The sequence below is a fragment of the Enterobacter cloacae complex sp. IR5403 genome (assembly GCF_049238705.1).
GTDB classification, from domain to species: Bacteria; Pseudomonadota; Gammaproteobacteria; order Enterobacterales; family Enterobacteriaceae; genus Enterobacter; species Enterobacter hormaechei_C.
In genome coordinates this window covers 263026-287631 of record NZ_JBMKHP010000003.1, presented here as the reverse complement: position 1 = coordinate 287631, position 24606 = coordinate 263026, and the positions used below count along the sequence as shown (strand labels likewise).

The 24606-nt window shown below is 53.6% G+C and carries 26 protein-coding genes and 2 tRNA genes; 16 read left to right on the top strand and 12 right to left on the bottom strand.

Annotated elements, in window-relative coordinates; all coding sequences use genetic code 11:
• Positions 1–54 precede the first annotated feature (54 nt).
• Entirely contained in the window at positions 55–846 is a 792-nt protein-coding gene (phoH, locus tag ACOTW6_RS06540; protein ID WP_169802588.1) for a phosphate starvation-inducible protein PhoH, read from the top strand.
• A gap of 419 nt (positions 847–1265) precedes the next feature.
• Positions 1266–2771, top strand: coding sequence for an alanine/glycine:cation symporter family protein (locus tag ACOTW6_RS06535; protein WP_062932058.1), 1506 nt, complete (start codon positions 1266–1268; stop codon positions 2769–2771).
• A gap of 244 nt (positions 2772–3015) precedes the next feature.
• Here the strand turns inward: ACOTW6_RS06535 and ACOTW6_RS06530 are convergent.
• The 3 genes from ACOTW6_RS06530 to ACOTW6_RS06520 all read right to left on the bottom strand — a co-directional run bounded on the left by ACOTW6_RS06530 (position 3016) and on the right by ACOTW6_RS06520 (position 4799).
• Positions 3016–3103 (bottom strand) — tRNA-Ser (locus ACOTW6_RS06530).
• Positions 3104–3240: 137 nt separating this feature from the next.
• Positions 3241–3918, bottom strand: coding sequence for an isochorismatase family protein (locus ACOTW6_RS06525; RefSeq protein ID WP_003858068.1), 678 nt, complete (start codon positions 3916–3918; stop codon positions 3241–3243).
• 20 nt (positions 3919–3938) lie between these two features.
• Positions 3939–4799 carry a pirin family protein gene (locus ACOTW6_RS06520; protein ID WP_062932057.1) on the bottom strand — a complete coding sequence of 287 codons (861 nt, stop codon included), beginning with the start codon at positions 4797–4799 and terminating at the stop codon, positions 3939–3941.
• Positions 4800–4908: 109 nt separating this feature from the next.
• On the opposite strand from ACOTW6_RS06520, the gene ACOTW6_RS06515 reads away from it, so the two are divergent.
• Entirely contained in the window at positions 4909–5814 is a 906-nt protein-coding gene (locus tag ACOTW6_RS06515) for a LysR family transcriptional regulator (RefSeq protein WP_062932056.1), read from the top strand.
• Between the two features lie 125 nt (positions 5815–5939).
• Here ACOTW6_RS06515 and ACOTW6_RS06510 read toward each other — a convergent pair.
• Positions 5940–6027: transfer RNA gene (locus ACOTW6_RS06510), tRNA-Ser, on the bottom strand.
• A 229-nt stretch (positions 6028–6256) separates the two neighbouring features.
• Here ACOTW6_RS06510 and ghrA point away from each other — a divergent pair.
• The 4 genes from ghrA (at position 6257) to ACOTW6_RS06490 (ending at position 9170) form a co-directional block, all read left to right on the top strand.
• Positions 6257–7195 (top strand): glyoxylate/hydroxypyruvate reductase GhrA, encoded by a 939-nt coding sequence (gene ghrA, locus ACOTW6_RS06505; RefSeq protein WP_213788612.1) that lies wholly within the window; start codon positions 6257–6259, stop codon positions 7193–7195.
• An 84-nt stretch (positions 7196–7279) separates the two neighbouring features.
• Positions 7280–8017 (top strand): phosphatase, encoded by a 738-nt coding sequence (locus ACOTW6_RS06500; protein ID WP_003858061.1) that lies wholly within the window; start codon positions 7280–7282, stop codon positions 8015–8017.
• Positions 8018–8036: 19 nt separating this feature from the next.
• Positions 8037–8591 carry a TorD/DmsD family molecular chaperone gene (locus ACOTW6_RS06495; protein WP_003858059.1) on the top strand — a complete coding sequence of 185 codons (555 nt, stop codon included), beginning with the start codon at positions 8037–8039 and terminating at the stop codon, positions 8589–8591.
• A gap of 96 nt (positions 8592–8687) precedes the next feature.
• Positions 8688–9170 (top strand): DUF1097 domain-containing protein, encoded by a 483-nt coding sequence (locus ACOTW6_RS06490; protein WP_074135656.1) that lies wholly within the window; start codon positions 8688–8690, stop codon positions 9168–9170.
• 43 nt (positions 9171–9213) lie between these two features.
• Here the strand turns inward: ACOTW6_RS06490 and csgG are convergent, their stop codons facing one another.
• The 4 genes from csgG to csgD are packed head-to-tail and all read right to left on the bottom strand — an operon-like array spanning position 9214 to position 11561.
• Positions 9214–10047: a curli production assembly/transport protein CsgG gene (gene csgG, locus ACOTW6_RS06485; RefSeq protein ID WP_003858055.1), complete on the bottom strand. Its 834-nt coding sequence runs from the start codon at positions 10045–10047 to the stop codon at positions 9214–9216.
• 26 nt (positions 10048–10073) lie between these two features.
• Positions 10074–10490 carry a curli production assembly/transport protein CsgF gene (gene csgF, locus ACOTW6_RS06480; RefSeq protein WP_003858054.1) on the bottom strand — a complete coding sequence of 139 codons (417 nt, stop codon included), beginning with the start codon at positions 10488–10490 and terminating at the stop codon, positions 10074–10076.
• A gap of 26 nt (positions 10491–10516) precedes the next feature.
• The gene (csgE, locus tag ACOTW6_RS06475) at positions 10517–10906 is read right to left on the bottom strand and encodes a curli production assembly/transport protein CsgE (protein WP_003858052.1); all 390 of its coding nucleotides are present in this window, start codon (positions 10904–10906) and stop codon (positions 10517–10519) included.
• A gap of 4 nt (positions 10907–10910) precedes the next feature.
• Positions 10911–11561, bottom strand: a complete 651-nt coding sequence (csgD, locus tag ACOTW6_RS06470) for a biofilm master transcriptional regulator CsgD (protein ID WP_006809293.1) — start codon at positions 11559–11561, stop codon at positions 10911–10913.
• 743 nt (positions 11562–12304) lie between these two features.
• Here csgD and csgB point away from each other — a divergent pair.
• From csgB to ymdB, 5 genes are all read left to right on the top strand, one after another.
• Positions 12305–12760 (top strand): curli minor subunit CsgB, encoded by a 456-nt coding sequence (gene csgB, locus ACOTW6_RS06465; protein ID WP_198739549.1) that lies wholly within the window; start codon positions 12305–12307, stop codon positions 12758–12760.
• A 39-nt stretch (positions 12761–12799) separates the two neighbouring features.
• Positions 12800–13255, top strand: a complete 456-nt coding sequence (gene csgA / locus ACOTW6_RS06460; protein ID WP_003858043.1) for a curli major subunit CsgA — start codon at positions 12800–12802, stop codon at positions 13253–13255.
• Positions 13256–13311: 56 nt separating this feature from the next.
• Positions 13312–13644 (top strand): curli assembly chaperone CsgC, encoded by a 333-nt coding sequence (gene csgC / locus ACOTW6_RS06455; protein ID WP_062932050.1) that lies wholly within the window; start codon positions 13312–13314, stop codon positions 13642–13644.
• Between the two features lie 153 nt (positions 13645–13797).
• Positions 13798–14118, top strand: a complete 321-nt coding sequence (locus ACOTW6_RS06450; protein ID WP_003858038.1) for a type 1 fimbrial protein — start codon at positions 13798–13800, stop codon at positions 14116–14118.
• Between the two features lie 80 nt (positions 14119–14198).
• The gene (gene ymdB / locus ACOTW6_RS06445; protein WP_062932049.1) at positions 14199–14735 is read left to right on the top strand and encodes an O-acetyl-ADP-ribose deacetylase; all 537 of its coding nucleotides are present in this window, start codon (positions 14199–14201) and stop codon (positions 14733–14735) included.
• A 41-nt stretch (positions 14736–14776) separates the two neighbouring features.
• Here the strand turns inward: ymdB and mdoC are convergent, their stop codons facing one another.
• Positions 14777–15916, bottom strand: a complete 1140-nt coding sequence (mdoC, locus tag ACOTW6_RS06440; RefSeq protein ID WP_047052420.1) for a glucans biosynthesis protein MdoC — start codon at positions 15914–15916, stop codon at positions 14777–14779.
• 255 nt (positions 15917–16171) lie between these two features.
• On the opposite strand from mdoC, the gene mdoG reads away from it, so the two are divergent.
• The 3 genes from mdoG to ACOTW6_RS06425 all read left to right on the top strand — a co-directional run bounded on the left by mdoG (position 16172) and on the right by ACOTW6_RS06425 (position 20537).
• Complete coding sequence (gene mdoG, locus ACOTW6_RS06435) at positions 16172–17725, top strand: glucans biosynthesis protein MdoG (RefSeq protein ID WP_062932048.1); 1554 nt, start codon at positions 16172–16174, stop codon at positions 17723–17725.
• Positions 17718–20246 (top strand): glucans biosynthesis glucosyltransferase MdoH, encoded by a 2529-nt coding sequence (gene mdoH, locus ACOTW6_RS06430; RefSeq protein ID WP_015570846.1) that lies wholly within the window; start codon positions 17718–17720, stop codon positions 20244–20246. Before mdoG ends, mdoH begins: the two co-directional genes overlap by 8 nt.
• A gap of 63 nt (positions 20247–20309) precedes the next feature.
• Positions 20310–20537, top strand: coding sequence for a YceK/YidQ family lipoprotein (locus ACOTW6_RS06425; RefSeq protein ID WP_062932047.1), 228 nt, complete (start codon positions 20310–20312; stop codon positions 20535–20537).
• A 7-nt stretch (positions 20538–20544) separates the two neighbouring features.
• On the opposite strand, the gene ACOTW6_RS06420 is transcribed toward ACOTW6_RS06425, so the two are convergent.
• From ACOTW6_RS06420 to ACOTW6_RS06410, 3 genes are all read right to left on the bottom strand, one after another.
• Positions 20545–20919 (bottom strand): MysB family protein, encoded by a 375-nt coding sequence (locus tag ACOTW6_RS06420; protein ID WP_062932046.1) that lies wholly within the window; start codon positions 20917–20919, stop codon positions 20545–20547.
• 79 nt (positions 20920–20998) lie between these two features.
• Positions 20999–22234, bottom strand: coding sequence for a multidrug efflux MFS transporter MdtG (mdtG, locus tag ACOTW6_RS06415; RefSeq protein WP_062932045.1), 1236 nt, complete (start codon positions 22232–22234; stop codon positions 20999–21001).
• 141 nt (positions 22235–22375) lie between these two features.
• Complete coding sequence (locus tag ACOTW6_RS06410) at positions 22376–23302, bottom strand: Kdo(2)-lipid IV(A) acyltransferase (RefSeq protein ID WP_003858019.1); 927 nt, start codon at positions 23300–23302, stop codon at positions 22376–22378.
• A gap of 218 nt (positions 23303–23520) precedes the next feature.
• Between ACOTW6_RS06410 and ACOTW6_RS06405 the strand changes: the two genes are divergently transcribed.
• Entirely contained in the window at positions 23521–24570 is a 1050-nt protein-coding gene (locus ACOTW6_RS06405; protein WP_062932044.1) for a rhodanese-related sulfurtransferase, read from the top strand.
• Positions 24571–24606: the final 36 nt, after the last annotated feature.

Here is a 24606-nt window from a genome sequence, read left to right as displayed (position 1 = left end):
AATCGTGCCGATGCTGGCGCGTGTGATGAATACCAACAACTCAAGGTGCTATCCATGGGAAGACAGAAAGCAGTGATCAAAGCTCGTCGTGAAGCAAAACGTGTGCTGAGACGGGATTCACGTAGCCATAAACAGCGTGAAGAAGAATCGGTCACCTCGCTTGTGCAGATGAGCGGCGTAGAATCCATTGGCATGGCGCGGGACAGCCGCGATGCATCGCCAATTGTGGCGCGGAATGAAGCTCAGGCGCACTACCTGAATGCTATCGAGAGTAAACAGCTCATCTTTGCAACCGGGGAAGCCGGATGCGGGAAAACCTGGATCAGCGCCGCCAAAGCGGCGGAGGCGCTGATTCATAAGGACGTGGAAAGGATCATCGTTACCCGTCCGGTACTGCAAGCGGATGAAGATCTGGGCTTCCTGCCCGGCGATATTTCCGAGAAGTTTGCCCCGTACTTCAGGCCCGTCTATGACGTGCTGGTGAAGCGGTTGGGCGCTTCCTTTATGCAGTATTGCCTGCGACCAGAGATTGGCAAGGTGGAAATCGCGCCGTTCGCCTATATGCGCGGACGTACATTTGAAAATGCGGTCGTTATTCTTGACGAGGCTCAGAACGTGACCGCTGCGCAAATGAAGATGTTTTTAACGCGCCTCGGGGAGAACGTGACGGTTATCGTCAACGGCGATATTACCCAATGTGACCTGCCGTCGGGCGTGAAGTCCGGCCTGAGCGATGCCATGTCACGTTTTGAGGAAGATGAGATGATAGGGATGGTCCGCTTCACCAAAGATGACTGTGTGCGCTCAGCGCTATGTCAACGAACGCTGGAAGTGTACTCCGACTAAGATCATTTCATATTTTAAGTCATTACTTCCCGGCGTTATGCCGGGAAGCTTCCTTTATTCCCTCTGCACGCGTGGCTTTTTTTAAATCATATTTATTTCCTATAGCATTCAACGGGATTTACGCACCGTTTTGCGGTAATAATAATATTACTGTTAATTTGCTGCGAACGCTTTTTATACAGATCACGGAAATGTGATATGTATTTATAATACCCACAAAATATCGATGAATATAATGATCATGCTAATTATTGGTTTAAAATTAAACGTGAATGTTGTCACAGAACATGACTAAGCAGTAAAAATTAAGTTGGTGTCTTTTGGGTAATTATCTATGTTTCGTACTTGTTCAGACAAAATTCTAAAAAGAAACTCGCCAGGGGATCGTTTCCTCTGGAACATCACGCTAAGGGTCATACATGAACGAACTGGTTAGTGCAATTAACGGTGTTATCTGGAGCCCGGCGTTAATATTTTTATGTCTGGGTGTCGGCCTCTATTTCTCGCTGCGTAGTCGCTTTCTACAATTACGGCATATAAAACTTATGATTACCCTGATGTTTCAGGGGCGTCCTACCGAGGCAGGCGTGTCGTCGTTTCAGGCGCTGACGATGACGCTGGCGGGCCGCGTGGGGACAGGGAATATTGCCGGTGTAGCGACCGCCATTACCTTTGGTGGACCCGGTGCGCTTTTCTGGATGTGGATCGTGGCATTTTTGGGGGCAAGCTCTGCTTTTGTCGAATCCACGTTAGGTCAGGTTTATAAAGAGAAAATTAACGGCGAATATCGTGGTGGTCCTGCCTTTTATATTGAGAAAGGGTTAGGCGTGAAGTGGTACGCATGGTTATTTGCCATCGTAACGATTTTCTCCTGCGGATTATTACTGCCAGGTGTGCAGGCAAACTCTATTGGTGCGAGCCTGGATATTGCCTTTGGTCTGAGCCCAAATGTCACGGCGGCGTTACTTGCTGTGCTGTTGAGTTTTATTATTTTTGGTGGCGTAAAAAGGATTGCCAGCTTTAGCAGCATGGTGGTTCCGTTTATGGCGCTCGGCTATATTATTGTCGCGTGCGTGATTATCGCTATCAATATTGATCAGCTTCCTTCAGTTATATTGCTGATCTGGAAAAGTGCTTTTGGCCTTGAAGCTGGGTTTGGCGCTATTCTGGGCCAGGCCATCATGTGGGGCGTGAAGCGTGGCGTCTATTCCAACGAGGCGGCGCAGGGTACCGGGCCACATGCCTCCTCGGCGGCGGCCGTAAGCCATCCGGTGAAACAGGGGCTGGTTCAGGCGTTCTCCGTGTACATCGACACGCTGTTTGTCTGCTCCGCGACCGGGTTTATGCTGTTGATCACCGGGCTGTATAACGTGCAGGGCGTCGACGGCGCAGCGCTCTATACCGGAATAGCAGGCGTGGCCGCAGGACCGGGATATGTCCAGACGGCAATGGAAAGTATGATGCCGGGCTTCGGTAATTACTTTGTTGCCATCGCGCTGTTCTTCTTTGCCTTCACCACGATCATTGCTTACTACTACATCGCTGAAACGAATATCGCCTACATCAACCGTAAGATTCATCGCCCGTGGCTGACGTTCCTGCTCAAGCTGTGTCTGATGGCGTCGACGGTATATGGCACGGTACGCACCGCGGATCTGGCCTGGGGATTAGGGGATATTGGCGTAGGGCTGATGGCATGGCTCAACATTATTGCCATCGTTCTGTTGCATAAAAAAGCGTTTGCCAGCCTGAAGGATTATGAAATCCAGAATGCACAGGGGCTGGATCCACACTTTGACCCGGTTCGGCTGGGGATTAAAAATGCGGATTACTGGCTGGAGGAGCGTAAGGATGAAGCGGGTGCTCAGCCTGAGCAGGTTTTATCTCCTGAAGGAAAGGAGTCGGTAGGGAAGTTGAATAGCTGAGGAATGGTTGAGACAGGCCCGTACTTTTGTACGGGCTTTCTTTTTTTGTAGGTGAGGCAGCTCGTGTCGCACCGGGGGGGATTGACTCGCTTCGCTCGCCCTGCGGGCAGCCTGTTCGCTACGCTCTCAGTCTGTCCAACTGGCTGCGCCAGTTGTCGAACCCCGGTCGGGGGTTCTCATCCCCCCCTTACGAGAATATAAAAGAAAAAAGCCCGTACTTTCGTACGAGCTCTTGTCTTGAATATGGCGGTGAGGGGGGGATTCGAACCCCCGATACGTTGCCGTATACACACTTTCCAGGCGTGCTCCTTCAGCCACTCGGACACCTCACCATATTGTTTTGCTGCCTGACCGCTTGGGGGGCAACGGGGCGCTACTATAGGGAGTTGCGCTAAAACGGTCAAGCAGATTTTCAGCATTCGTGCTTGTTCGATTAAGCCTTAATCAGCTTATGTCGCAGCGCGCAGGATTAACGCTGCGAATCGAGCACTTCGCTATTTTTCACCACGTCCTGCGCTTTGCTGTAGCTTTCGATCAGCAGCTGGTAGGCCGGGAAGATGTGTGTGTACACCTCAGCCCATTCACCCGCATCTTCACGGTTCCACGTGCGCTGAATTTCGGAAGCAACAGCAGCCGTGTCCATTGGCACCACGCCTGCCTGCACCACGCGCGCCAGGGTGATCTCCTGCGCCATTTTGCTGTAGGTGCCGGAGGCATCAATCACCGCAAACACTTTATATCCGTCCGCCACCGCGCTGATAGACGGGAAGGCCATGCAGACGCTGGTGATCGTCCCCGCGATAATCAGCGTTTTGCGCCCGGTGGCTTTCACCGCTGCCACGAACTCCGGGTTATCCCAGGCGTTGATCTCACCCTTGCGTGCCACATACTGTGCGTGCGGCGCGTTGGCGTGGATCTCCGGGATAAGCGGGCCGTTCGGTCCCTGTGGAACCGACGCCGTGGTGATCACCGGGATCTTCGCCAGCGAGGCGATTTTTGCCAGCGCCGCTGCACGGGCGCGCAGCTCAGGCATTGGCATGTCTCCTACGGTCTGGAACAGCCCGCTCTGGTGATCGATAAGCAGCATAACGGCATCGTTTACGTCAATAACGGGACGTGCACCGTTGAAGTTTGCAGGGGTAGACATAATGCGCTCCTTTATTACGTTTAGATTTGGCCAAAGCGGCCGGAATTGAAATCGCGAATAGCCTCGGCAATTTCGGTTTTACTGTTCATAACAAACGGGCCATAGCCCACGATGGGTTCATTCAGCGGCTCCCCGGCCATCAGCAGCACTTTGGCATCACTGCTGGCTTCGAGATGCAGTTTGTCACCGCTCTGACTCAGCACGACCAGTTGCGCCTCACCGGCAGGCGTGGTGCCGTTCACCGTCACGTTGCCTTCAACGACAACCAGCGCCGTGCTCCAGCCTTCGGGCTGATTAAGCGTCAGGTGGTTACCCTGGTGCAGCGCGAGATCCCACACGTTCAATGGTGAGAAGGTATGCGCCGGGCCGGTTACCTCTCCAAAGCGGCCAGCAATCACGCGCAATGTTCCGCTGTTATCCGGCAGGGTGACCACCGGGATATCCGCCTGAGTGATGCTCTGGTAGCCAGGCGTCGCCATTTTGTCTTTAGCGGGCAGGTTGACCCACAGCTGCATCATTTTTAGTTCACCGCCTTTCTGCGAAAACGCGCTGGAGTGGAACTCCTCGTGCAAAATGCCTGCGCCTGCCGTCATCCACTGCACGTCGCCTGGGCCAATAACGCCGCCTCTGCCGGTGGAATCACGATGCTCCACTTCGCCTGAGTAGACGATGGTCACCGTTTCAAAACCGCGATGAGGATGCTCGCCCACGCCGCGTTTCGCGCCGTCCGCCGGGAAGGTATGCGGTCCGGCGTAGTCCAGCAGCAGGAACGGACTCAGGGGCTCGCCGTGCGTCTGGTAAGAAAACATCGAACGAACCGGAAAACCGTCACCGACCCAGTGCGGACGAGGTGCGGTATACACGCCTGTTACGTTTTTCATGATTAACTCCTGATGTCCTGTTGATGGAATTAGCTTATATTCAGGGTTAATATCCCGGTAGATAGCAAAAATGACATTCACTGTTCCTTAAATGGAACAATGGAGGCGTATGCAGGATCTCAATGATTTCGTATGGTTTGTGAAGGTGGTGGAGCATGGCGGCTTTGCGGCGGCGGGGCGGGCGCTCGATCAGCCTAAGTCGAAACTGAGCCGTCGGATTGCGCAGCTGGAAGAACGCCTGGGCGTTCGGTTGATACAACGTACCACGCGGCAGTTTGCGGTGACGGAGGTGGGGCAGACGTTCTATCAGCACTGTAAAGCCATGCTGGTGGAGGCTGAAGCTGCGGAGGAGGCGGTGGCTGCTTTACAGGCTGAGCCGCGCGGTATGGTCCGGATCACCTGTCCTGTCACCTTGCTGCACGTTCACGTGGGGCCCATGCTGGCACGGTTTATGGCGCGCTATCCGGGGATCAACCTCCAGCTTGAAGCCACCAACCGCCGGGTCGATCTGGTGGCGGAGGGGGTGGATGTGGCGATCCGCGTTCGTCCGCGCCCGTTTGATGACAGCGATTTAGTATTAAGGGTGCTGGCGGACAGGGGGCACTGTCTGGTTGCCGGGCCGGCACTGATTGAACGGATGGGCAACCCGGCGGTGCCCTCTGAACTCAGCGAGTGGCCGGGGTTAAGTATGGGGGCGGGCAAGCACCTGCATAAGTGGGAATTGAGCGGGCCGGAGGGCGCAAAGGCAGAAATTCACTTCACGCCGCGTCTGGTGACTACCGACATGCTGGCGCTGCGGGAGGCGGCGATGGCGGGCGTGGGCGTGGTACAGCTGCCCATTTTGATGGTGAAGGATCAGCTGGCTTCAGGTGAACTTGTTCGGGTGCTGAATGCCTGGGAACCCAGACGGGAAGTGATCCACGCGGTGTATCCTTCCCGGCGCGGCCTGCTGCCGTCGGTCAGGACACTGGTGGATTTTCTCACCGAAGAGTATGCAAAGATGGTTGAAGACTAGCTTTTTGTAGGTCGGGTAAGCGTAGCGCCACCCGACATAAAGGGCGCAGGGAGTGCACTGAACCCCCTTACGGAGAATATAAAAGAAAAAAGCCCGTACTTTCGTACGAGCTCTCGTCTTGAATATGGCGGTGAGGGGGGGATTCGAACCCCCGATACGTTGCCGTATACACACTTTCCAGGCGTGCTCCTTCAGCCACTCGGACACCTCACCATATTGTCATCCCGTTGTTGTCGGGACGGGCGCTAATGTAAGGAAAAGCCGTACTGCCGTCAACCCACTTTTTCAGTAATTTAGCGTGTTTAGACAAACTTCAGGCAACCTGATTCCGAAATGTGCGAAATGCGCCTCTTTTATCAGCAACGCGGTTTAGCGATAAATTTGTTATGCTGGCAAGCCAGTTGAAAATGAAAATAAAACAGCGCAATAAAAGGCAATGACTATGGATATTATCTTCTATCACCCCACTTTTGATACGGCTTACTGGATTAACGCGCTCACGGCGGCACTGCCTGGCGCACGCGTTCGCGAATGGAAACAGGGCGATAATGAACATGCCGACTACGCGCTGGTCTGGCATCCCCCGGTCGAAATGCTTCAGGGACGCCGTTTGAAGGCGGTGTTTGCTCTTGGTGCGGGTGTGGATTCCATCCTCAGTAAGCTGAAGGCACACCCTGAAATGCTGCCGGAGGATATTCCCCTGTTTCGTCTGGAAGATACCGGTATGGGGCAGCAGATGCAGGAATATGCCGTGAGCCAGGTGCTGCACTGGTTCCGCCGCTTCGACGATTATCAGGCGTTCAAACAGCAATCCCACTGGGAACCGCTCCCGGATTATCAGCGTGGAGATTTCACCATCGGCATCCTCGGCGCGGGTGTACTGGGCTCAAAAGTCGCCGAAGCGCTCGCCCCGTGGGGCTTCCCACTGCGCTGCTGGAGCCGGAGCCGTAAGGATTATCCAGGCGTCGAGAGCTTTGCCGGAACGGACGAACTCCCGGCGTTCCTGAAAGGGACTCGCGTCCTCATTAACCTGCTGCCGAATACGGCGGAAACGGTCGGCATTATCAATGGCACGCTCCTCAACCAGTTGGCAGAGGACAGCTACTTAATGAACCTGGCGCGCGGGGTACACGTTGTGGAAGACGATCTGCTGAAAGCGCTGGATAGCGGTAAACTGAAAGGCGCAATGCTGGACGTGTATAGCCGCGAACCGCTGCCGACAGACAGCCCGCTCTGGGCACATCCGCGCGTGGCGATGACGCCCCATATTGCGGCCGTGACGCGACCGGCGGAGGCCGTGGCGTACATCTCGCATACCATCAGCGAAATAGAGAAGGGCAACACGGTGACCGGACAGGTCGACAAACAGCGAGGCTACTGAGAGAAACCCGGCGTTCGCCGGGTTTTTGCTAATATTCGCCGCTGATAACTGCTATCCTTTGGAAAAACCGCAGAGGAGAGAAAGATGTATCCCGTTGACCTGCATATGCACACCGTCGCCAGTACCCACGCTTACAGTAACCTCCATGATTATATCGCTCAGGCGAAGCTGAAAGGCATTAAACTGTTTGCGATAACCGATCACGGTCCGGATATGGCGGATGCGCCGCACTACTGGCATTTTGTGAATATGCGTATCTGGCCACGCCTGGTGGACGGTATCGGGATACTGCGCGGCATCGAAGCGAACATCAAAAACACCGACGGTGAGATTGACTGCACCGGCCCGATGCTGACCTCGTTAGATCTGATCCTCGCCGGCTTCCACGAGCCGGTCTTTGCGCCCCAGGATAAAGAGACCAACACCGCAGCGATGATTGCCACTATTGCCAGCGGCAATGTGCACATTATCAGCCACCCGGGTAATCCGAAATACCCAATTGATATTCAGGCCGTGGCGCAGGCGGCAGCGAAGCACCGCGTGGCGCTGGAGATTAACAACTCCTCCTTTGTTCACTCGCGCAAGGGCAGTGAAGCCAACTGCCGCGAAGTGGCGGCGGCCGTGCGTGACGCGGGCGGCATGGTGGCGCTGGGCTCTGATTCACATACGGCCTTCACGCTGGGTGATTTCAGCGAGTGCCTGAAAATATTGCGGGACGTGAATTTCCCGGAAGAACAGATCCTGAACGTCACGCCGCGTCGTATGCTCGATTTCCTTGAGTCGCGCGGCATGGCGCCGATTGATGAATTTGCCGATCTTTAATTAATAACGGAATAAAAACATGAATGAGTTTTCCATCCTTTGCCGCGTGCTGGGCACCTTATATTACCGCCAGCCGCAGGATCCGCTGCTGGTTCCGCTGTTTACCCTGATTCGTGAAGGTAAACTGGCGCAGAGCTGGCCGCTGGAACAGGATGAGTTGCTGGAACGCTTGCAAAAAAGCTGCGATATGCAGCAGATTTCAACGGATTACAACGCGCTGTTTGTGGGGGAGGAGTGTCGCGTGTCGCCGTATCGTTCTGCCTGGCAGGAAGGTGCGACCGAAGCGGAAGTTCGGGCGTTTCTTTCAGAACGCGGCATGCCGCTGACGGATATGCCTGCCGATCATATCGGTACCCTGCTGCTGGCGGCCTCCTGGATTGAAGATAATGCAGGTGATGATGAGAACGAGGCGATTGAAACCCTGTTCGAAACGTATCTGCTGCCGTGGGTTGGCACCTTCCTGGGTAAAGTTGAAGCCCACGCCACTTCGCCGTTCTGGAGAACGCTGGCTCCGCTGACGCGTGACGCTATCGCAGCCATGTGGGACGAGCTGGAAGAAGAGAACGAAGAGTGATTTGAATCACAAAAATTCTGCAACGATACATTTCAACTTGCACGTAATGTGCTTCTGATCTCATTTCTATGGTGCGCATCTGCTAAGATGCGCACCATGAACATATTACTTTGTATTGCAATCACGACTGGCATTCTCTCCGGCCTCTGGGGTTGGGTGGCGGTATCTCTCGGCTTGTTGAGCTGGGCCGGTTTTCTTGGCTGCACGGCCTATTTCGCCTGCCCGCAGGGGGGGCTCAAAGGGCTCTTTATTTCAGGCTGCACGTTACTGAGTGGCGTGGTCTGGGCGCTGGTCATTATGAAAGGCAGCGCGCTGGCGCCGCATGTGGAAATCCTGGGGTACGTCATGACCGGTATGGTGGCCTTCCTGATGTGCGTTCAGGCAAAACATCTGCTGTTGTCCTTTGTGCCCGGCACGTTCATGGGTGCCTGTGCGACCTTTGCAGGGCAGGGGGACTGGAAGCTGGTGGTCCCTTCGCTCATGCTGGGGTTACTGTTTGGCTACGCCATGAAGAACAGCGGTCTCTGGCTTGCGGCCCGGCGCGAGAAGAGCCAGAGCGTTCCTGCGGTAAGCAAATAAAAAAAGGCGAGACGTAAATCTCGCCTTTTTTATGCGCCGCCTATTATGACTCTGGCGGCACCGACATCTCACGGTATTTCACCAGCACCGCATTACTCACATCACTTTTATTCTGAAGATCCCACAAGCCGCGATCGATACCGTCATTAATGAGGAAAATCACGCCGGTTTCGATGGCCGACATCAGACACAGCATGACCGGCTCGTTAGAGGTATAGCCAATTTCACCCTCCAGCAGACGCTGGTAATCGATAAAGCGGAATACCCCGGCCTGCACTTCATAAGAGAGAATCGTTTTGCTGGTGGTCACGGAGGATAATATCTCACCCGTGCTCACGTTAACCACGCGCAGGTTGACGGCAATCTGATCCAGCTGATACTGCGTGTCGGCCCCGATGCCAAAGTAACGCGCACCCGCGCCGCCAGATTTCACGTTACTTTCGTAGCCGATAATCGACCCTTCCACCATGATATTGGCAGCGGTGAGAGACTGTAGCGGCATGCGGTTATTGACGCCAACGGTACCATTCTCCTGCGCGGCACGAATGATTTTTCGTTCGTTAAGCAGGTTTTGCAGCCCCTGACGTTCCAGCGGGATAAACCAGCGAGAATCTTTCAGGGCGGTAACCAGCATCGCGGTGGCGCTCTGCGGTACGGCCGTCGAGAAGTTACTGGCCGGATACGGTTTGAACTGACCCGTCTCATCCTGAATATTATACACCGAGACGAATATCTTCCCGGTAGGGACCGGCAGATGCGTCAGATCCCGGTAGCTCTGGGCACGAGGCATCAGGGTCGGTTTAGCGGCTTCTTTTGGCGGGGCAGTTAAACAACCGCTTAATAAGCACACTGCAACTAAAATAAAAAAGCGCTGCATAATAATTGTCCTTATTTCGGGGTTGTTTAGAAATCAGTTGAACTGGTCTGCAAACCGGAAACCTGGATTGTCGACGTTTTACCGGTTTTTCGGTCTGTCACATTTAACTGAAGCTGCCCGTCTTTATTGGCAATATCGACGATAAAGTCGTTAGTGACCATCCGGCCGGGTTTTCCGGTATTAATGTTGGTTAATAAGCCACCTAATATTTGCGACTGGATGGCCTGAGTAAAATTGTCCAGGGCTGACGGGGTCTCGATACCGAAATCATCGTCATAGCTGGGGTCTTTATAGGAGTTTTGAGCCTGAGCCTGGTTAAGCATAAAGGCTCCGTTATTCGGGTTGCCGCCAAAATTAGGGTTGCGGAACTGGAATGTCATATTTCCGGCCCAGCTCAACGGCGCAATGAGCATTAACGAAATCACTGTGTGTGCGAGACGCATTACAGCCTCCGAAATAGGTGTCGTTGCTAGAACTCATCTTTTGCTAAATCGCCTGTGCTCAAAAGGGCTTTGTCTAACTGTAGGCGGTTAATAGCTTCTTCTGTTTGTGCCAGCGCGAAAGCGACGTTCTGATCGAAGTCTCTTTTCGTTGGGAATAAAAAAGTCTGGTAAATAACGTCCTGATTAGCGGTTATTGTGATCCAGCTTCCCCACCGCGCACTGGGCCGTTCGTTGATGGTTAAGTTACCCGGATAATCGCTTTCCCACTTATCGCTGAAGGCACGATAAAAATCGTGTCCGACAGAGGTGACGGTGTGGTCGGTCAACAGTCCGGGAACTTCCACCTCAACGGCCTGAAGGTTTCCGGCAGCAAGCATAATGCCTGCGGCGGCAATCCAACTTAGGGTGCGTTTCATGCTATTAACGCCTGAGGTTATCGTTTGCCCACGACACCGCCTGCGTGCGATTTTTAACAGCTATCTTTTTGAAAAGATTATAAAGATGCGTCTTAACCGTATTTTCGCTGATAAATAACGAACGGGCGATTTCAATATTTGAAGCACCAATACGCAGTTTGTTCAGGATCTCTTTCTCACGGTGCGTCAGAAGGGCCGATTCTGAACTGTTATAGCGATAATTTCCGGAGTGGGTAATGAGGTAGCTGGCCAGTTTTTGCGAGAAATAACACTCCCCGCGCAATATGCCCTGCAAACCTTCCACGACACGGTTTTCTTCTTCAGTGACGTAAAATACGCCGTTAATATGCGGCCAGCTCTCAATTTCGCGGAAAGGATACTCATCAGGCGTATTTAATAACAATACGCGGATATTATTGTTTTTCCTGCTTAAATTATCTTGCCAGTAATGAATGAGTTTTTTATCCGCTTCCATCATATCGAGAAGAATGATGCTGCCAGGAGCGATGTCATCAAAAGAACGTTGAATATTATGCAGTTTCCCGTTAAGGGACAGGCATTGCTTTAAATGCTGCAATAACGCTGTCGCTTGTAAGGAAGGTTTTGTGATCAACAATAATGTATGACCGGGTAAGCTATGGACTTCATTAAACATGATGAAACCCCACGTTATTTATGACACCCGGCAGCTGCCCTCGTATTATTGAAAAGGGCACCAGAAGTACTGACAGGTGTGGCACTGCTGTGTGTAGTTAAAAAACCTCCTCCAAAGGAGGCGGTAAAATTAAAAACAAATAACGTACTGCTGTTTTCAATCTAGCTATTGCAAACTTTAAAGCAAGTGTTAATCGTGTAACAGAATGTAAAATTCGATATTAAGTTGTGTATTTTGCAGGGCTAATAGATTTTAAGGTAAGGGGAAAGTTGTACAGGTGTATAAACGTGCATAGATTTTAAAAACCATACACTATATTATAATGAGTTGAATTATCTGGCTTTGTATTATTGTAAGCCAGCCGGTAAAAAGTATGAACTCTGCTAAAAACATAAGACTTCCCTAAGCCAGAATGTTTTCTTAAGAAAACTTGCTTCGTGTCACGCACGTGGCAAAGGGTATTGTCGTTTTTGTCTGAAGAAGCCAGTGCAGGTTGGACAGCCTGTCTCGCTGTTGTACAAGCGCAGGAAGACATTTTTGGTATCTGCCTTAGGCGTGTATCGCATCGTATCAGGCGAGATTTACGACTTTGAGGTGAAGGAGAATATAAAAATAAGGCGCACGGGTGAGATATTAAACATGTTTCGGCAGACATACTCTTTTCCGTAACGCGGCGTTAACAAAACGAATCGCGTTAACGGAGTCAGGAATACCTTTTATATAGCCAGGTCCAGGGTGACAGCATGAAAAACAAAGCGTTGTTTATGATGTTTACATTACTGGGTGCGCCTGGGTTTGTCATCGCAGGTGATTCAGATTTAGCCAGTTCTGAATATAATTTTGCGATAAATGAATTAAGTAAAGCTTCATACAATCAGGCAGCCATTATTGGTCAACAGGGCTCAGGTAATAATGCTGATGTACGCCAGGGCGGTTCTAAATTGCTGTCCGTTATTTCCCAGGAGGGCGGGAATAACCGCGCGAATGTTGATCAGTCAGGGACGTATAACCTTGCTTATATCGATCAGACCGGCAACGGGAATGATGCGAGTATTAAGCAGGGCGCTTTTGGCAACACCGCCATGATTATCCAGAAAGGCTCGGGTAACAGGGCGAATATAACGCAGTATGGTACGCAGAAAACAGCAGTTGTAGTACAGAGACAGTCGCAAATGGCTATTCGCGTTATTCAACGCTAGCGATGTGTGACGCCTTAATCAATCCGATGGGGGTTTACCATGAAACTTTTCAAAGTGGCAGTTATTGCAGCAATCGTAGTTTCTGGCAGTGCTTTCGCAGGTGCGGTACCACAATTTGGCGGCGGCCACGGTGGTGGCTGGGGTGGCGGCAATAACGGCCCTGACTCAACCCTGAGCATTTACCAGTACGGCGGCGGTAACTCCGCGCTTGCTTTGCAGACGGACGCCCGAGATTCTGAATTGACCATTACCCAGCATGGTGGCGGTAACGGCGCAGATGTTGGCCAGGGCTCTGATGACAGTTCTATCGATCTGCTGCAAAAAGGCTTTGGTAACAGCGCTACCATCGACCAGTGGAATAGCAAAGACTCTGTTATCAACGTGAAACAGTTCGGCGGCGGCAATGGCGCGGCGGTAGACCAGACAGCGTCCGGCTCAACGGTGACTGTGCACCAGGTTGGCTTTGGCAACAACGCGACCGCACACCAGTACTGATTCATTTCTGTACCAAAAAACAGGGCATGCGCCCTGTTTTTTTTCGGGAGGATCTCATGAGTACCTTCATTCTCCTTGCCGCGCTTGCCAGTCAGATAACGTTCAGCACCTCACAGCAGGCAAATATGACAATCATTATTCCTCAGGTCACGCTGGCAGACGCCTGCGAATGTCAGGTTGAGGTGTTATCTGTCCGACAGGGGCAGGCGGGACAAAGTACATCGCGGCAGAAAAATACTCTTTTTATACCCGCTAATCAGCCGATTGATTTAACGCGAATCAGTTTAAATATTCGCTCAGGGGATGCGGTAAAAATAATCGTCACCGTTTCCGATGGAAAATCGCTTCATTTATCACAGCAGTGGAACGCACCGGCAAGTACGCTTTAATCATTCCTGAAATCAATGGGTTAATAGAGTGGCGGCGCTGCACAGGTAAGCTATGCTGATATCAAGAACCCAGCAATCGGGTTGCTTAAATTGATACGTCATAACGGAGCGTTTTTACCCCTCAAGGACGAATTTCATTGAGGAGTACAAATAATGTTCAAATCCGCAGCGTGTATTATTTCTGGTCTGGGACTGATCCTGTCCTCTTTTTTTTCTCCGGCTTATTCAGCAACTATAGAAAATGGTGGGGTGATTCATTTTCGTGGCGCGGTGGTCGCTGACCCGTGCGAAGTCACGCCCCGGCATCAGCAGTTCGCAATCTCCTGCCCGGAAAATAACCGTATGAAAACGCATACCATCAGTTATGACGAGGCGCTCCGGGGCCATCATCCTCATTCAGCTCTGGCCGCTGTCAGCATGAAATACCTGAATGAACAGAAAACGCTTGCGGTCGTTCAGGTAGATTACCGTTAACCGCCGTTTTTTTTGCGGCAGTTTTTCTCCTTCTCCCTCTGCGATACACTGAATAAAAAGGCGGGTTGCAGAGGGTGTTTATGAGACCGCAAATCGACGTTATTCATGGCGATATCACGACGGTGCACGTTGACGTGATTGTCAACGCAGCCAATTCCTCCCTGCTGGGTGGGGGCGGGGTGGACGGTGCCATTCACCGGGCCGCAGGCCCTCAACTCCTTGAAGCATGCAAAACCGTGCGTCAGCAGCAGGGGGAGTGCCCGCCGGGGCATGCTGTTATTACGCTTGCGGGCGATCTCCCGGCCAAAGCGGTGATCCATACCGTTGGACCCGTCTGGCACGGTGGCGACCGCCAGGAGGCTGAGATTCTGGAGCAGGCGTATCGTAACTGCCTGCGGCTTGCGGCGGATAACGGCTATAAGACCATGGCGTTCCCTGCCATTAGCACCGGGGTGTACGGTTATCCAAAGGAAGCGGCAGCTACGATCGCCGTGAATACCGTTTATCACTACCTTTCCCTCAAACCCATGCCGGAAAAAGTCATTTTTGTCTGCTTCGATGAGCACACCGCCGACCTGTATCAGCGGATTTTGACCGCGCGCAGCCAGGCTTTTTGATGTCTGAAATGCAAAAACGGCGCCCTGAAGGCGCCGTTTTGTTATCCCGCTTTAACCTGAGGTTTGCCTGAGAACAGGAAACGCAAAAGCGGGATCCGCAGGTGGATTTCATACAACACGATGGCAATGCCAACCACAAAGACCAGGCCGGTAAAGAAGCCCAGCGCATTCGAGGCGATATGCGGCGTAATGTACGCCCCGAAAAACAGCGTCAGCGGATGGTGAACCAGGTAGATAAACAGCGAAGCATTAACGAAATAGGTGACGCGGCTGGATTTAAAATTCAGCAGACGATGGCCAAGGGCGAACACCACGTTAACCATCCACAGGCCCATCAGCATCGTTATCACGCTCTCTGTCTCATACATCCACGCGTCCCCGCTGCCATAGCGCTGATTGAGAAGATAGGCGGCAAAGGCCAGCGCAGCACCCACCGCACACCAGGGGGAGGGGGTGGTAAACAGCGCTTTAAGCCGGGGATGAATAAATGCCAGCGCCCCGATCAAGAAGAAGGGAATGTAGAACAGGGTCTGCATCACCACGAAATTAAACAGCCCATCGCTCAGAATGGGAGGGTAGACAATGAGCAGGGTGCGCCTGACGGCGGCATACGCGACCCCCAGCGCAAGAAACAGCAGCGACAGCTTGCCCAGGGTGATGTTGGCGAAGAAGGTCGAGGATGCGCTACTCGCGCGCTGGCGCAGCCGGCTGAAGATCAGCAAACTCACCGTGGTTAGCACCACCAGTACCAGCAGGAACCAGAGGTGGGAAATCAGCTCCCAGACCAGGGTGTTGTATTTCTCATAGAAGGAGAGATTCGGCCAGTTTTCCGCCTTGCCTTTAACATGCTGCAACATGATGAACTGCGGCAGCGTCAGCAGCGGAATGGCCGTCAACATCGGTATGCCCACGCGCTCCACGCGCACTTTCCACCACCGCTTGAGGGGATAGCGCAAGAAGAGCATGTAAGAGAAATAACCGGAAATGACAAAAAACACCTGCATGCGGAAGGCATGGATAAAATCATTAAACAGCGTCAGCCACCAGGAGGGCATCTGGCTGTTCACGTGCCAGGTGTGGCTGGAATAGATCAGTGAAATATGAAAAGGGATCCCCAATAGCATGAGCCATGCGCGGATCGAGTCGAGGAAATATTCACGTTGTACAGGGGTTGTGCTCATATAACTTTGCGCATTCTCAGACTTTTCGCCTTATCCCTAAGGCTCATAATGGTTACATTCGGAGCCAACCCTACACCAAGACCGACACCCTGTCTCCAGGATAAGCACGCAAAGTGAAAAGCGGGTTCTTTCATTTGCTTAATCCATGAGCCAGCGAGCTGAACAAAGCAGTGATAATGTTGTCGGATTGCCTGAGTTTCCATTAAAATGGATCGGATCGATATAAGCACACAAAGGGGGAAGTGCTTACTTATTATGAAACATAAACCACAAATGATGAAAATGCGTTGGTTGGGTGTAGCAGTGCTGTTGTCACTGTATACCTCATCTGCACTGGCCTTTAACATCGATGATGTCGCAAAACAGGCTAAATCGATGGCGGGCAAGAGCTACGAAGCGCCAAAAAGTAACCTGCCCTCCGTTTTCCGCGACATGAAATACGCGGACTATCAGCAGATCCAGTTCAATCACGATAAAGCGTACTGGAACAATATTAAAACCCCGTTCAAGCTTGAATTTTACCACCAGGGTATGTACTTCGACACGCCGGTTGCCATCAACGAAGTGACGGCGACCGCGGTACGCAAAATCAAGTACAGCCCGGATTATTTCAATTTTGGCGATGTGCAACACGATAAAGACACGGTGAAAGACCTCGGCTTCGCAGGCTTCAAGGTGCTTTATCCGATTAACAGCAAAGATAAAAACGACGAAATCGTCAGCATGCTTGGCGCCAGCTACTTCCGCGTGATTGGCGCGGGGCAGGTGTACGGGCTTTCTGCGCGCGGTCTGGCAATTGATACCGCGCTGCCATCAGGTGAAGAATTTCCACGTTTTCGCGAGTTCTGGATCGAACGTCCAAAACCAACCGACAAACGTCTGACAATTTATGCGCTGCTGGACTCCCCTCGTGCGACAGGCGCTTATCGCTTCGTGATCATGCCAGGGCGTGACACGGTGGTTGACGTACAGTCTAAAGTTTACCTGCGCGATAAAGTGGGCAAACTGGGCGTCGCGCCGCTGACCAGCATGTTCCTGTTCGGGCCGAACCAGCCGTCTCCGGCGACCAACTTCCGTCCTGAACTGCATGATTCCAATGGCCTCTCCATTCATGCGGGTAACGGCGAGTGGATCTGGCGTCCGCTGAACAACCCGAAACACCTCGCTGTCAGCAGCTTTACGATGGAAAACCCGCAGGGCTTTGGTCTGCTGCAACGTGGCCGTCAGTTCTCCCGCTTTGAAGATCTGGATGACCGCTACGATCTGCGTCCAAGCGCCTGGGTGACGCCGAAAGGCGACTGGGGTAAAGGCAAAGTTGAGCTGGTTGAAATTCCAACCAACGATGAAACCAACGATAACATCGTGGCGTACTGGACACCGGATCAGCTGCCGGAAGCCGGTAAAGAGATGAACTTCAAGTATGCGATCACTTTCAGCCGTGACGAAGACAAGCTGCACGCGCCGGATAACGCGTACGTGATGCAGACGCGTCGTTCGACGGGTGACGTGAAGCAGTCCAACCTGATTCGTCAGCCGGATGGCACGCTGGCATTTATCGTGGACTTCACCGGGCAGGATATGAAAAAACTGGCGCCGGATACTGCCGTGACGGCACAGGCCAGCATTGGCGATAACGGTGAAATCGTTGAGAACGCCGTGCGCTACAATCCGGTCACCAAAGGGTGGCGTTTGACCCTGCGCGTGAAGGTGAAAGATCCGAAACAGACCACTGAAATGCGCGCCGCGCTGGTCAGTAACGATAAGCCGCTGAGTGAAACCTGGAGCTATCAGCTACCTGCCAATGAATAATACATCTGAATATATTGATGCCATGCCGCTGACGGACATTGAAAAAGCGGCACTCCCTGCGAGCGACATCCGCGCGGTTCACACCGCGCTGGATGGTGAACATCGTCACTTTTCCCGTGATGATGATACGCCGCTGGGGTCAGTGAAGGCACGTCTGGAGCAGGCATGGCCGGACTCGCTGGCAGAAGGGCAGTTAATCAAGGATGACGAAGGGCGTGACCAGCTACAGGCGATGCCGAAGGCCACGCGTTCCTCCATGTTCCCCGATCCGTGGCGCACCAACCCGGTGGGCCGCTTCTGGGATCGCCTGCGTGGGCGAGACGTGACGCCGCGCTATCTGTCACGTCTGACCAAAGAACAGCAGGCGTCCGAGCAGAAATGGCGTACCGTAGGAACGATTCGTCGTTACATTTTGCTGCTGCTGACGCTGGCGCAGACGGTTGTCGCCACCTGGTACATGAAAACCATTCTGCCGTACCAGGGCTGGGCGTTAATTAACCCTGCTGACATGATTGGCCAGGATATCTGGGTCTCCTTCATGCAGCTGCTGCCGTATATTTTACAGAGCGGCATTCTTCTGCTGTTCGCCGTGCTGTTCTGTTGGGTCTCCGCCGGGTTCTGGACGGCGCTGATGGGCTTCCTGCAACTGCTGATGGGGCGTGACAAATACAGCATTTCCGCGTCGACGGTCGGAGATGAACCCCTCAATCCTGAGCACCGTACCGCGCTGATCATGCCTATCTGTAACGAAGACGTTGACCGCGTATTCGCCGGGCTGCGTGCCACCTGGGAGTCCGTGAAGGCGACCGGTAACGCGGCGCATTTCGACGTCTATATCCTGAGCGACAGCTACAACCCGGATATCTGCGTGGCAGAGCAAAAAGCCTGGATGGAGCTGATTGCCGAGGTGCAGGGCGAAGGGCAGATCTTCTACCGTCGTCGTCGTCGTCGTGTTAAGCGTAAGAGCGGAAACATCGATGACTTCTGTCGTCGCTGGGGTAACCAGTACAGCTACATGGTGGTACTGGATGCAGACTCCGTGATGAGCGGCGACTGCCTGAGCGGGCTGGTCCGTCTGATGGAAGCCAACCCGAACGCGGGTATTATTCAGTCCTCGCCAAAAGCGTCCGGTATGGACACGCTGTATGCGCGCTGTCAGCAGTTTGCGACCCGCGTCTACGGGCCGCTGTTTACTGCCGGTCTGCACTTCTGGCAGCTGGGTGAATCTCACTACTGGGGCCACAACGCCATTATCCGCGTGAAGCCATTCATCGAGCACTGCGCCCTGGCGCCGCTGCCGGGTGAAGGGTCGTTTGCCGGGTCCATTCTGTCGCATGACTTTGTGGAAGCCGCGCTGATGCGTCGCGCAGGGTGGGGCGTCTGGATTGCCTACGATCTGCCGGGCTCGTATGAAGAGCTGCCGCCGAACCTGCTGGATGAGCTCAAACGCGACCGCCGCTGGTGTCACGGTAACCTGATGAACTTCCGCCTGTTCCTGGTGAAAGGAATGCACCCTGTTCACCGTGCGGTGTTCCTGACGGGCGTTATGTCCTATCTGTCTGCGCCGCTGTGGTTTATGTTCCTGGCGCTCTCAACCGCGTTGCAGGTTGTGCATGCCCTGACGGAGCCGCAGTACTTCCTGCAACCGCGCCAGCTGTTCCCGGTGTGGCCGCAGTGGCGTCCGGAGCTGGCGATCGCGCTGTTCGCGTCGACCATGGTGCTGCTGTTCCTGCCTAAGCTGCTCAGTATCATTCTGATCTGGTGTAAAGGTTCGAAGGAGTACGGTGGTTTCTGTCGCGTGACCCTTTCACTGCTGCTGGAAGTGCTGTTCTCGGTCCTGCTGGCGCCGGTGCGTATGCTGTTCCATACGGTGTTTGTGGTGAGCGCGTTCCTGGGATGGGAAGTGGTGTGGAATTCACCGCAGCGTGACGATGACTCTACGCCGTGGAGTGAAGCCTTTATGCGCCATGGCTCTCAGCTGCTGCTGGGCCTGGTGTGGGCCGTTGGTATGGCCTGGCTGGATCTGCGTTTCCTGTTCTGGCTGGCGCCAATCGTCTTCTCGCTGATCCTGTCGCCGTTTGTGTCGGTGATCTCCAGCCGTTCCACGGTGGGCCTGCGTACCAAACGCTGGAAGCTGTTCCTGATCCCGGAAGAGTATTCTCCGCCGCAGGTGCTGGTGGATACCGATACCTATCTGGAGCAGAACCGCAAACGCACGCTGGATGATGGCTTTATGCATGCCGTGTTTAACCCGTCATTCAACGCGCTGGCAACCGCGATGGCGACGGCGCGTCACCGCGCCAGCCAGGTGCTGGAGATCGCCCGCGATCGCCACGTTGAGCAGGCGCTGAACGAGACGCCAGAAAAGCTTAACCGCGACCGTCGTCTGGTGTTGTTGAGCGATCCGGTGACGATGGCACGGCTTCACTACCGCGTGTGGTCCGCGCCGGAGAGATACTCTTCGTGGGTGAACTACTACAAGGACGTGAAGCTGAATCCGCTGGCACTGAAGGCGAAGTAACGCTTCTTTGCCCGCCAAATAAAATACCGGCTTAAGCGCCGGTATTTTTTTAGAGGTTTAACAATGAAAGTCGTCATTGTAATCATGATGGCATGCCTGCTCAGCGGCTGCGGCAGCATTATCAGCCGCACCATCCCCGGGCAGGGCCACGGGAATCAATACTACCCCGGCGTACAGTGGGACGTTCGCGATTCCGCATGGCGCTATCTCACCGTGCTCGATCTGCCGTTTTCGCTGATTTTCGATACGCTACTGCTGCCCATCGATGCCAGCCACGGCCCCTACAAGTAGCGGTAACTTATCGCTCGTCCCATTCGTCCGCTGCGGCCTGACCCTCTTCGGTATCCAGCGGCGGTTCGAGCTGAAACTCACCTTCGTCCCATTCGTGCAGCGTATTTTCTTCCAGCCACTCCTGACGTAACTCAATTTCGTCATAGTCGCCGTCAAATACCGCCTGCGCACCTTCACCACTCAGTATCGGCAGACATTCACTGTCTTCACCTTCATCAGCAAAGAATTCGGCCTGCCACATAATATCGCCGTCCTGTAGGACGTATTTTTGGATATTGAGTTGTTGCACGTCAGCATCTTCTTCCTCAATGCCGGGATTATCGGCGAGGAACTCTTCGCGAGCGGCATCAATTGCTTCTTCCAGCGTGGCGTACATGGTCATTGGTGTCTCCCTGTTTTTCGTGAAGGTATTCAGGGAAAGAATAGCTGATTATGTGATTTTGCAAGTATGAATGCGAAAATTAGCCGTCACGATGTTGTCTTATTCGCGCCGGGCGTAGCGCCCGGGATAAGCTGAGCCACGAATAAACGGCGTTGAACAGCACGACGCCTGCCGTCACGATAAAGACCGCCCGGAAACCGAAACTGGCCGAAATCCCCGCGCCGACCAGCGGTCCGGTGACGTTACCCAGATCGCGAAACGACTGGTTATAGCTGAAAATACGACCGGCTATCTGGTTGGTGGAGTTATAGACCAGCAGCGTCTGTACAGCCGGGAGTAGCGCACCATCCGCAGCCCCCAGCAGGAAGCGCAGGACGCCGAGTTGCCAGGGAGACTGCACCATCGCCATGGGGATCAGCAGCAGGACGGAGACGATCAGGGCGCAGATCAGGATCTTTTCCGGGCCGATACGGTCTCCAAGCTTGCCGAGCCGCGGCGCGCTCAGTAGCGCCGCCACGCCGGGAACAGAGGCGATCAGGCCGCTGATAAAGGCGATATTGCTGACGTTTCCTGCCAGATCGCGGACATAGAGCGTCAGAATAGGCGCGATTGAACCGGTGGCCACCTGGATAATCATGGTGGTTACAAACAGGCTCAGCACCAGCTTTGGGTTTTTCAGCGAGGCCAGCACATCCCGGGCGTGCAGCATCTCTTTTTTGGCCACGGGCGTGAAATTCTCGCGGATGCAGATAAGCGTCACCAGGAAGCAGAGGAACAGCACGCTGGCGGTAATGAAGAATACCGGCCGCAGTCCGTAGTGGTCGGCCAGCAGCCCGCCCGCCAGCGGACCCAGCAGTGCGCCGCTTACGCCGCCAGTGGAGAGCGTGCCCAACGCCCAGCCGCTTTTCTGGCGCGGAATTTGGGTGGCGATCAGGGCGTTGGCGTTAGGGATAAATCCCCCGAGCAGGCCCAGAAGCGCGCGTAATATCAGGAACTGCCAGACGTTCTGCGCCACCCCCATCAGCAGCATAATGATCGCCATGCCGAGCGCGGAGCGCAGCAGCATAATTTTGCGGCCTTTGCGATCTGCCAGCCCACCCCAGAACGGGGACGCAATGGCGGAGAACAGGAACGTAATGCTGAACACCAGGCCGGACCACATATTCAGGGCGCTATGGCCAGTGACGCCGAGCTGTTCAACGTAGAGGGGCAGAAAGGGCATCACCAGGCTAAAGGCGGCGCCAGTAAGAAAACAACCCAGCCACGCAACCGTCAGGTTACGTTTCCAGTTTATGGGAGCATCTGTGGGGGACATAACTATCCGCATAATGAGGTGCAGGGCACCATGACCAGTGAGGTAGTAAGCCTGCTAATTATGCGCCCGGGGTATGATTGCCGCAATGACGGGGAGCTTTTAAAGCTAAAACAACATGCGGCCCGGAAGGCCGCATGCAGGTTAATACCGGGAAGGGACGCCCTGAGGCCGGGTTTTAAAGCGGCGATGCAGCCACATGTACTGCTCCGGGGCGAGCATGATGCATTTCTCGACAACGCCGTTCATCCAGCGGGCGGTGGTTTCCGCATCAATCAGCGGCGGCGCGAGTTCCGGCTCCAGCATGATGAGCTGATAGCCTGAACCGTCTGGTTTACGGCGCGGCACAAACGGCACGATAGCCGCTTTGGACATCCGCGCCAGCATCCAGGTCCCGGTGGTCGTCGCTGCATCTTCCACCGCAAAGAACGGAACAAACACGCTGGATTGCGGGCCATAGTCATGATCCGGGGCATACCAGACCACTTCACCTGATTTCAGGGCGCGGATCATCCCTTTCAGGTCTTTGCGATCGATCATGCTTTTATTGGAGCGCATGCGTCCGTTGGTCTGGATCAAATCGATCACCGGATTATCGTTAGGACGATAAACCCCAATTCCCGGCGCCTGCATGCCGAACATGCGCGCGCCAATTTCGAGCGTCAGGAAATGAACGCCAATCAGCAAGACGCCAGTCTGGTTGGCCTGAAGAGTATGCACCGGCTCCATGCCGGTCCCGGCCACTTCCGTCCAGCGCGCCATGCGCTTATCCGACCAGAACCAGGCCATACCGGTCTCCATCAGCCCCATGCCGACAGATTCGAAGTTTTTAACCACCATGTCGTGGCGCTCAGATTCACTCATCTGAGGGAAGCAAAGCTCAAGGTTACGATACGCGATCCTGGCGCGACGCTTCATAAACTGCTGAGCAATGCGGCCCAGTCCTTTACCCATGCGGAAAATGACGGGATAAGGCAGCTGTACAATTAGCCACAACAAGCCAATGCCTGACCATGTTAACCAATAGCGGGGATGCAAAAGCGCGGCAGTAAATTTCGGTAACTGGGTCATGTCTGTCCTGTGTTCTAACGTCCTGAAAGGCTATTGTCTCATTTTTTAAGGCATAGCCAAAATGTCTGTCATCGAAACATGAAAGAATATGCAAATGTTAAGTCTGATTAATCAGGTTGACTGAAATGTAGCGTAAATTGTGTGGATGTAAATTGTCTTTGTTTGCTATATCATGCCGACCGATTTTTAATTCTCAACGATTGCAGGACTTGTACACCATGCCAGTGTTACACAACCGCGTTTCGAATGAGATGTTGAAAGCGCGTATGTTGGCCGAAACCGAACCGCGCACAACGATCTCTTTCTATAAGTATTTCACCATCAACGATCCCCAGGCGACCCGCGATGCACTTTACCAGGCTTTCACCGCCCTGAACGTGTTTGGTCGCGTCTATCTGGCGCGTGAGGGGATTAACGCGCAGATCAGCGTGCCGGAAAGCAAGGTCAGCGCCTTCCGCGACCTCCTTTACGGGTTTGATCCGGCGCTTAACGGCTTACGTCTGAACATTGCGCTGGATGATGACGGTAAATCATTCTGGGTGCTGCGCATGAAGGTCCGCGAGCGTATTGTGGCGGATGGCATTGACGATCCAAGCTTCAATGCCGCTAATGTGGGGGAGTACCTCAAGGCCGCTGAAGTGAACGCGATGCTCGACGATCCGGAAGCGGTGTTTATCGATATGCGTAACCACTACGAATATGAAGTGGGGCACTTCGAGAATGCGATGGAAATTCCTGCCGACACCTTCCGCGAGCAACTGCCGAAAGCGGTTGAGATGATGCAGGAGCATAAAGACAAAAAGATCGTGATGTACTGCACCGGGGGGATCCGCTGTGAAAAAGCCAGCGCCTGGATGAAGCACAACGGGTTTAATAAAGTCTGGCACATTGAGGGTGGGATCATTGAATATGCCCGCCGCGCCCGTGAGCAGGGTTTACCGGTGCGTTTTATCGGTAAGAACTTTGTGTTTGATGAGCGTATGGGCGAGCGAATTTCAGAGGACGTGATCGCGCACTGCCACCAGTGCGGTACGCCTTGCGATACGCATACCAACTGCAAAAACGACGGGTGTCATCTGCTGTTTATTCAGTGCCCTGCATGTGCCGAGAAGTTTAACGGCTGCTGTAGTGAGCTGTGTAGTGAAGAGAGTATGTTGCCTGAAGAAGAGCAACGTCGTCGCCGTGCCGGACGCGAGAACGGGAATAAGATCTTTAATAAATCCCGGGGCCGACTGAATACCAAACTGGGTATTCCGGACCCGGAGTAAAACACTGCCCGGCGGCTCGCAAGCCTGCCGGGCCTG

Excerpts from the sequence above, each read along its gene's own strand:
- phoH (WP_169802588.1), top strand. The coding sequence starts at position 55 with ATGGGAAGACAGAAAGCAGTGATCAAAGCTCGTCGTGAAGCAAAACGT.
- ACOTW6_RS06535 (WP_062932058.1), top strand. The coding sequence starts at position 1,266 with ATGAACGAACTGGTTAGTGCAATTAACGGTGTTATCTGGAGCCCGGCG.
- ACOTW6_RS06525 (WP_003858068.1), bottom strand. The coding sequence starts at position 3,918 with ATGTCTACCCCTGCAAACTTCAACGGTGCACGTCCCGTTATTGACGTA.
- ACOTW6_RS06520 (WP_062932057.1), bottom strand. The coding sequence starts at position 4,799 with ATGAAAAACGTAACAGGCGTGTATACCGCACCTCGTCCGCACTGGGTC.
- ACOTW6_RS06515 (WP_062932056.1), top strand. The coding sequence starts at position 4,909 with ATGCAGGATCTCAATGATTTCGTATGGTTTGTGAAGGTGGTGGAGCAT.
- ghrA (WP_213788612.1), top strand. The coding sequence starts at position 6,257 with ATGGATATTATCTTCTATCACCCCACTTTTGATACGGCTTACTGGATT.
- ACOTW6_RS06500 (WP_003858061.1), top strand. The coding sequence starts at position 7,280 with ATGTATCCCGTTGACCTGCATATGCACACCGTCGCCAGTACCCACGCT.
- ACOTW6_RS06495 (WP_003858059.1), top strand. The coding sequence starts at position 8,037 with ATGAATGAGTTTTCCATCCTTTGCCGCGTGCTGGGCACCTTATATTAC.
- ACOTW6_RS06490 (WP_074135656.1), top strand. The coding sequence starts at position 8,688 with ATGAACATATTACTTTGTATTGCAATCACGACTGGCATTCTCTCCGGC.
- csgG (WP_003858055.1), bottom strand. The coding sequence starts at position 10,047 with ATGCAGCGCTTTTTTATTTTAGTTGCAGTGTGCTTATTAAGCGGTTGT.
- csgF (WP_003858054.1), bottom strand. The coding sequence starts at position 10,490 with ATGCGTCTCGCACACACAGTGATTTCGTTAATGCTCATTGCGCCGTTG.
- csgE (WP_003858052.1), bottom strand. The coding sequence starts at position 10,906 with ATGAAACGCACCCTAAGTTGGATTGCCGCCGCAGGCATTATGCTTGCT.
- csgD (WP_006809293.1), bottom strand. The coding sequence starts at position 11,561 with ATGTTTAATGAAGTCCATAGCTTACCCGGTCATACATTATTGTTGATC.
- csgB (WP_198739549.1), top strand. The coding sequence starts at position 12,305 with ATGAAAAACAAAGCGTTGTTTATGATGTTTACATTACTGGGTGCGCCT.
- csgA (WP_003858043.1), top strand. The coding sequence starts at position 12,800 with ATGAAACTTTTCAAAGTGGCAGTTATTGCAGCAATCGTAGTTTCTGGC.
- csgC (WP_062932050.1), top strand. The coding sequence starts at position 13,312 with ATGAGTACCTTCATTCTCCTTGCCGCGCTTGCCAGTCAGATAACGTTC.
- ACOTW6_RS06450 (WP_003858038.1), top strand. The coding sequence starts at position 13,798 with ATGTTCAAATCCGCAGCGTGTATTATTTCTGGTCTGGGACTGATCCTG.
- ymdB (WP_062932049.1), top strand. The coding sequence starts at position 14,199 with ATGAGACCGCAAATCGACGTTATTCATGGCGATATCACGACGGTGCAC.
- mdoC (WP_047052420.1), bottom strand. The coding sequence starts at position 15,916 with ATGAGCACAACCCCTGTACAACGTGAATATTTCCTCGACTCGATCCGC.
- mdoG (WP_062932048.1), top strand. The coding sequence starts at position 16,172 with ATGAAACATAAACCACAAATGATGAAAATGCGTTGGTTGGGTGTAGCA.
- mdoH (WP_015570846.1), top strand. The coding sequence starts at position 17,718 with ATGAATAATACATCTGAATATATTGATGCCATGCCGCTGACGGACATT.
- ACOTW6_RS06425 (WP_062932047.1), top strand. The coding sequence starts at position 20,310 with ATGAAAGTCGTCATTGTAATCATGATGGCATGCCTGCTCAGCGGCTGC.
- ACOTW6_RS06420 (WP_062932046.1), bottom strand. The coding sequence starts at position 20,919 with ATGACCATGTACGCCACGCTGGAAGAAGCAATTGATGCCGCTCGCGAA.
- mdtG (WP_062932045.1), bottom strand. The coding sequence starts at position 22,234 with ATGTCCCCCACAGATGCTCCCATAAACTGGAAACGTAACCTGACGGTT.
- ACOTW6_RS06410 (WP_003858019.1), bottom strand. The coding sequence starts at position 23,302 with ATGACCCAGTTACCGAAATTTACTGCCGCGCTTTTGCATCCCCGCTAT.
- ACOTW6_RS06405 (WP_062932044.1), top strand. The coding sequence starts at position 23,521 with ATGCCAGTGTTACACAACCGCGTTTCGAATGAGATGTTGAAAGCGCGT.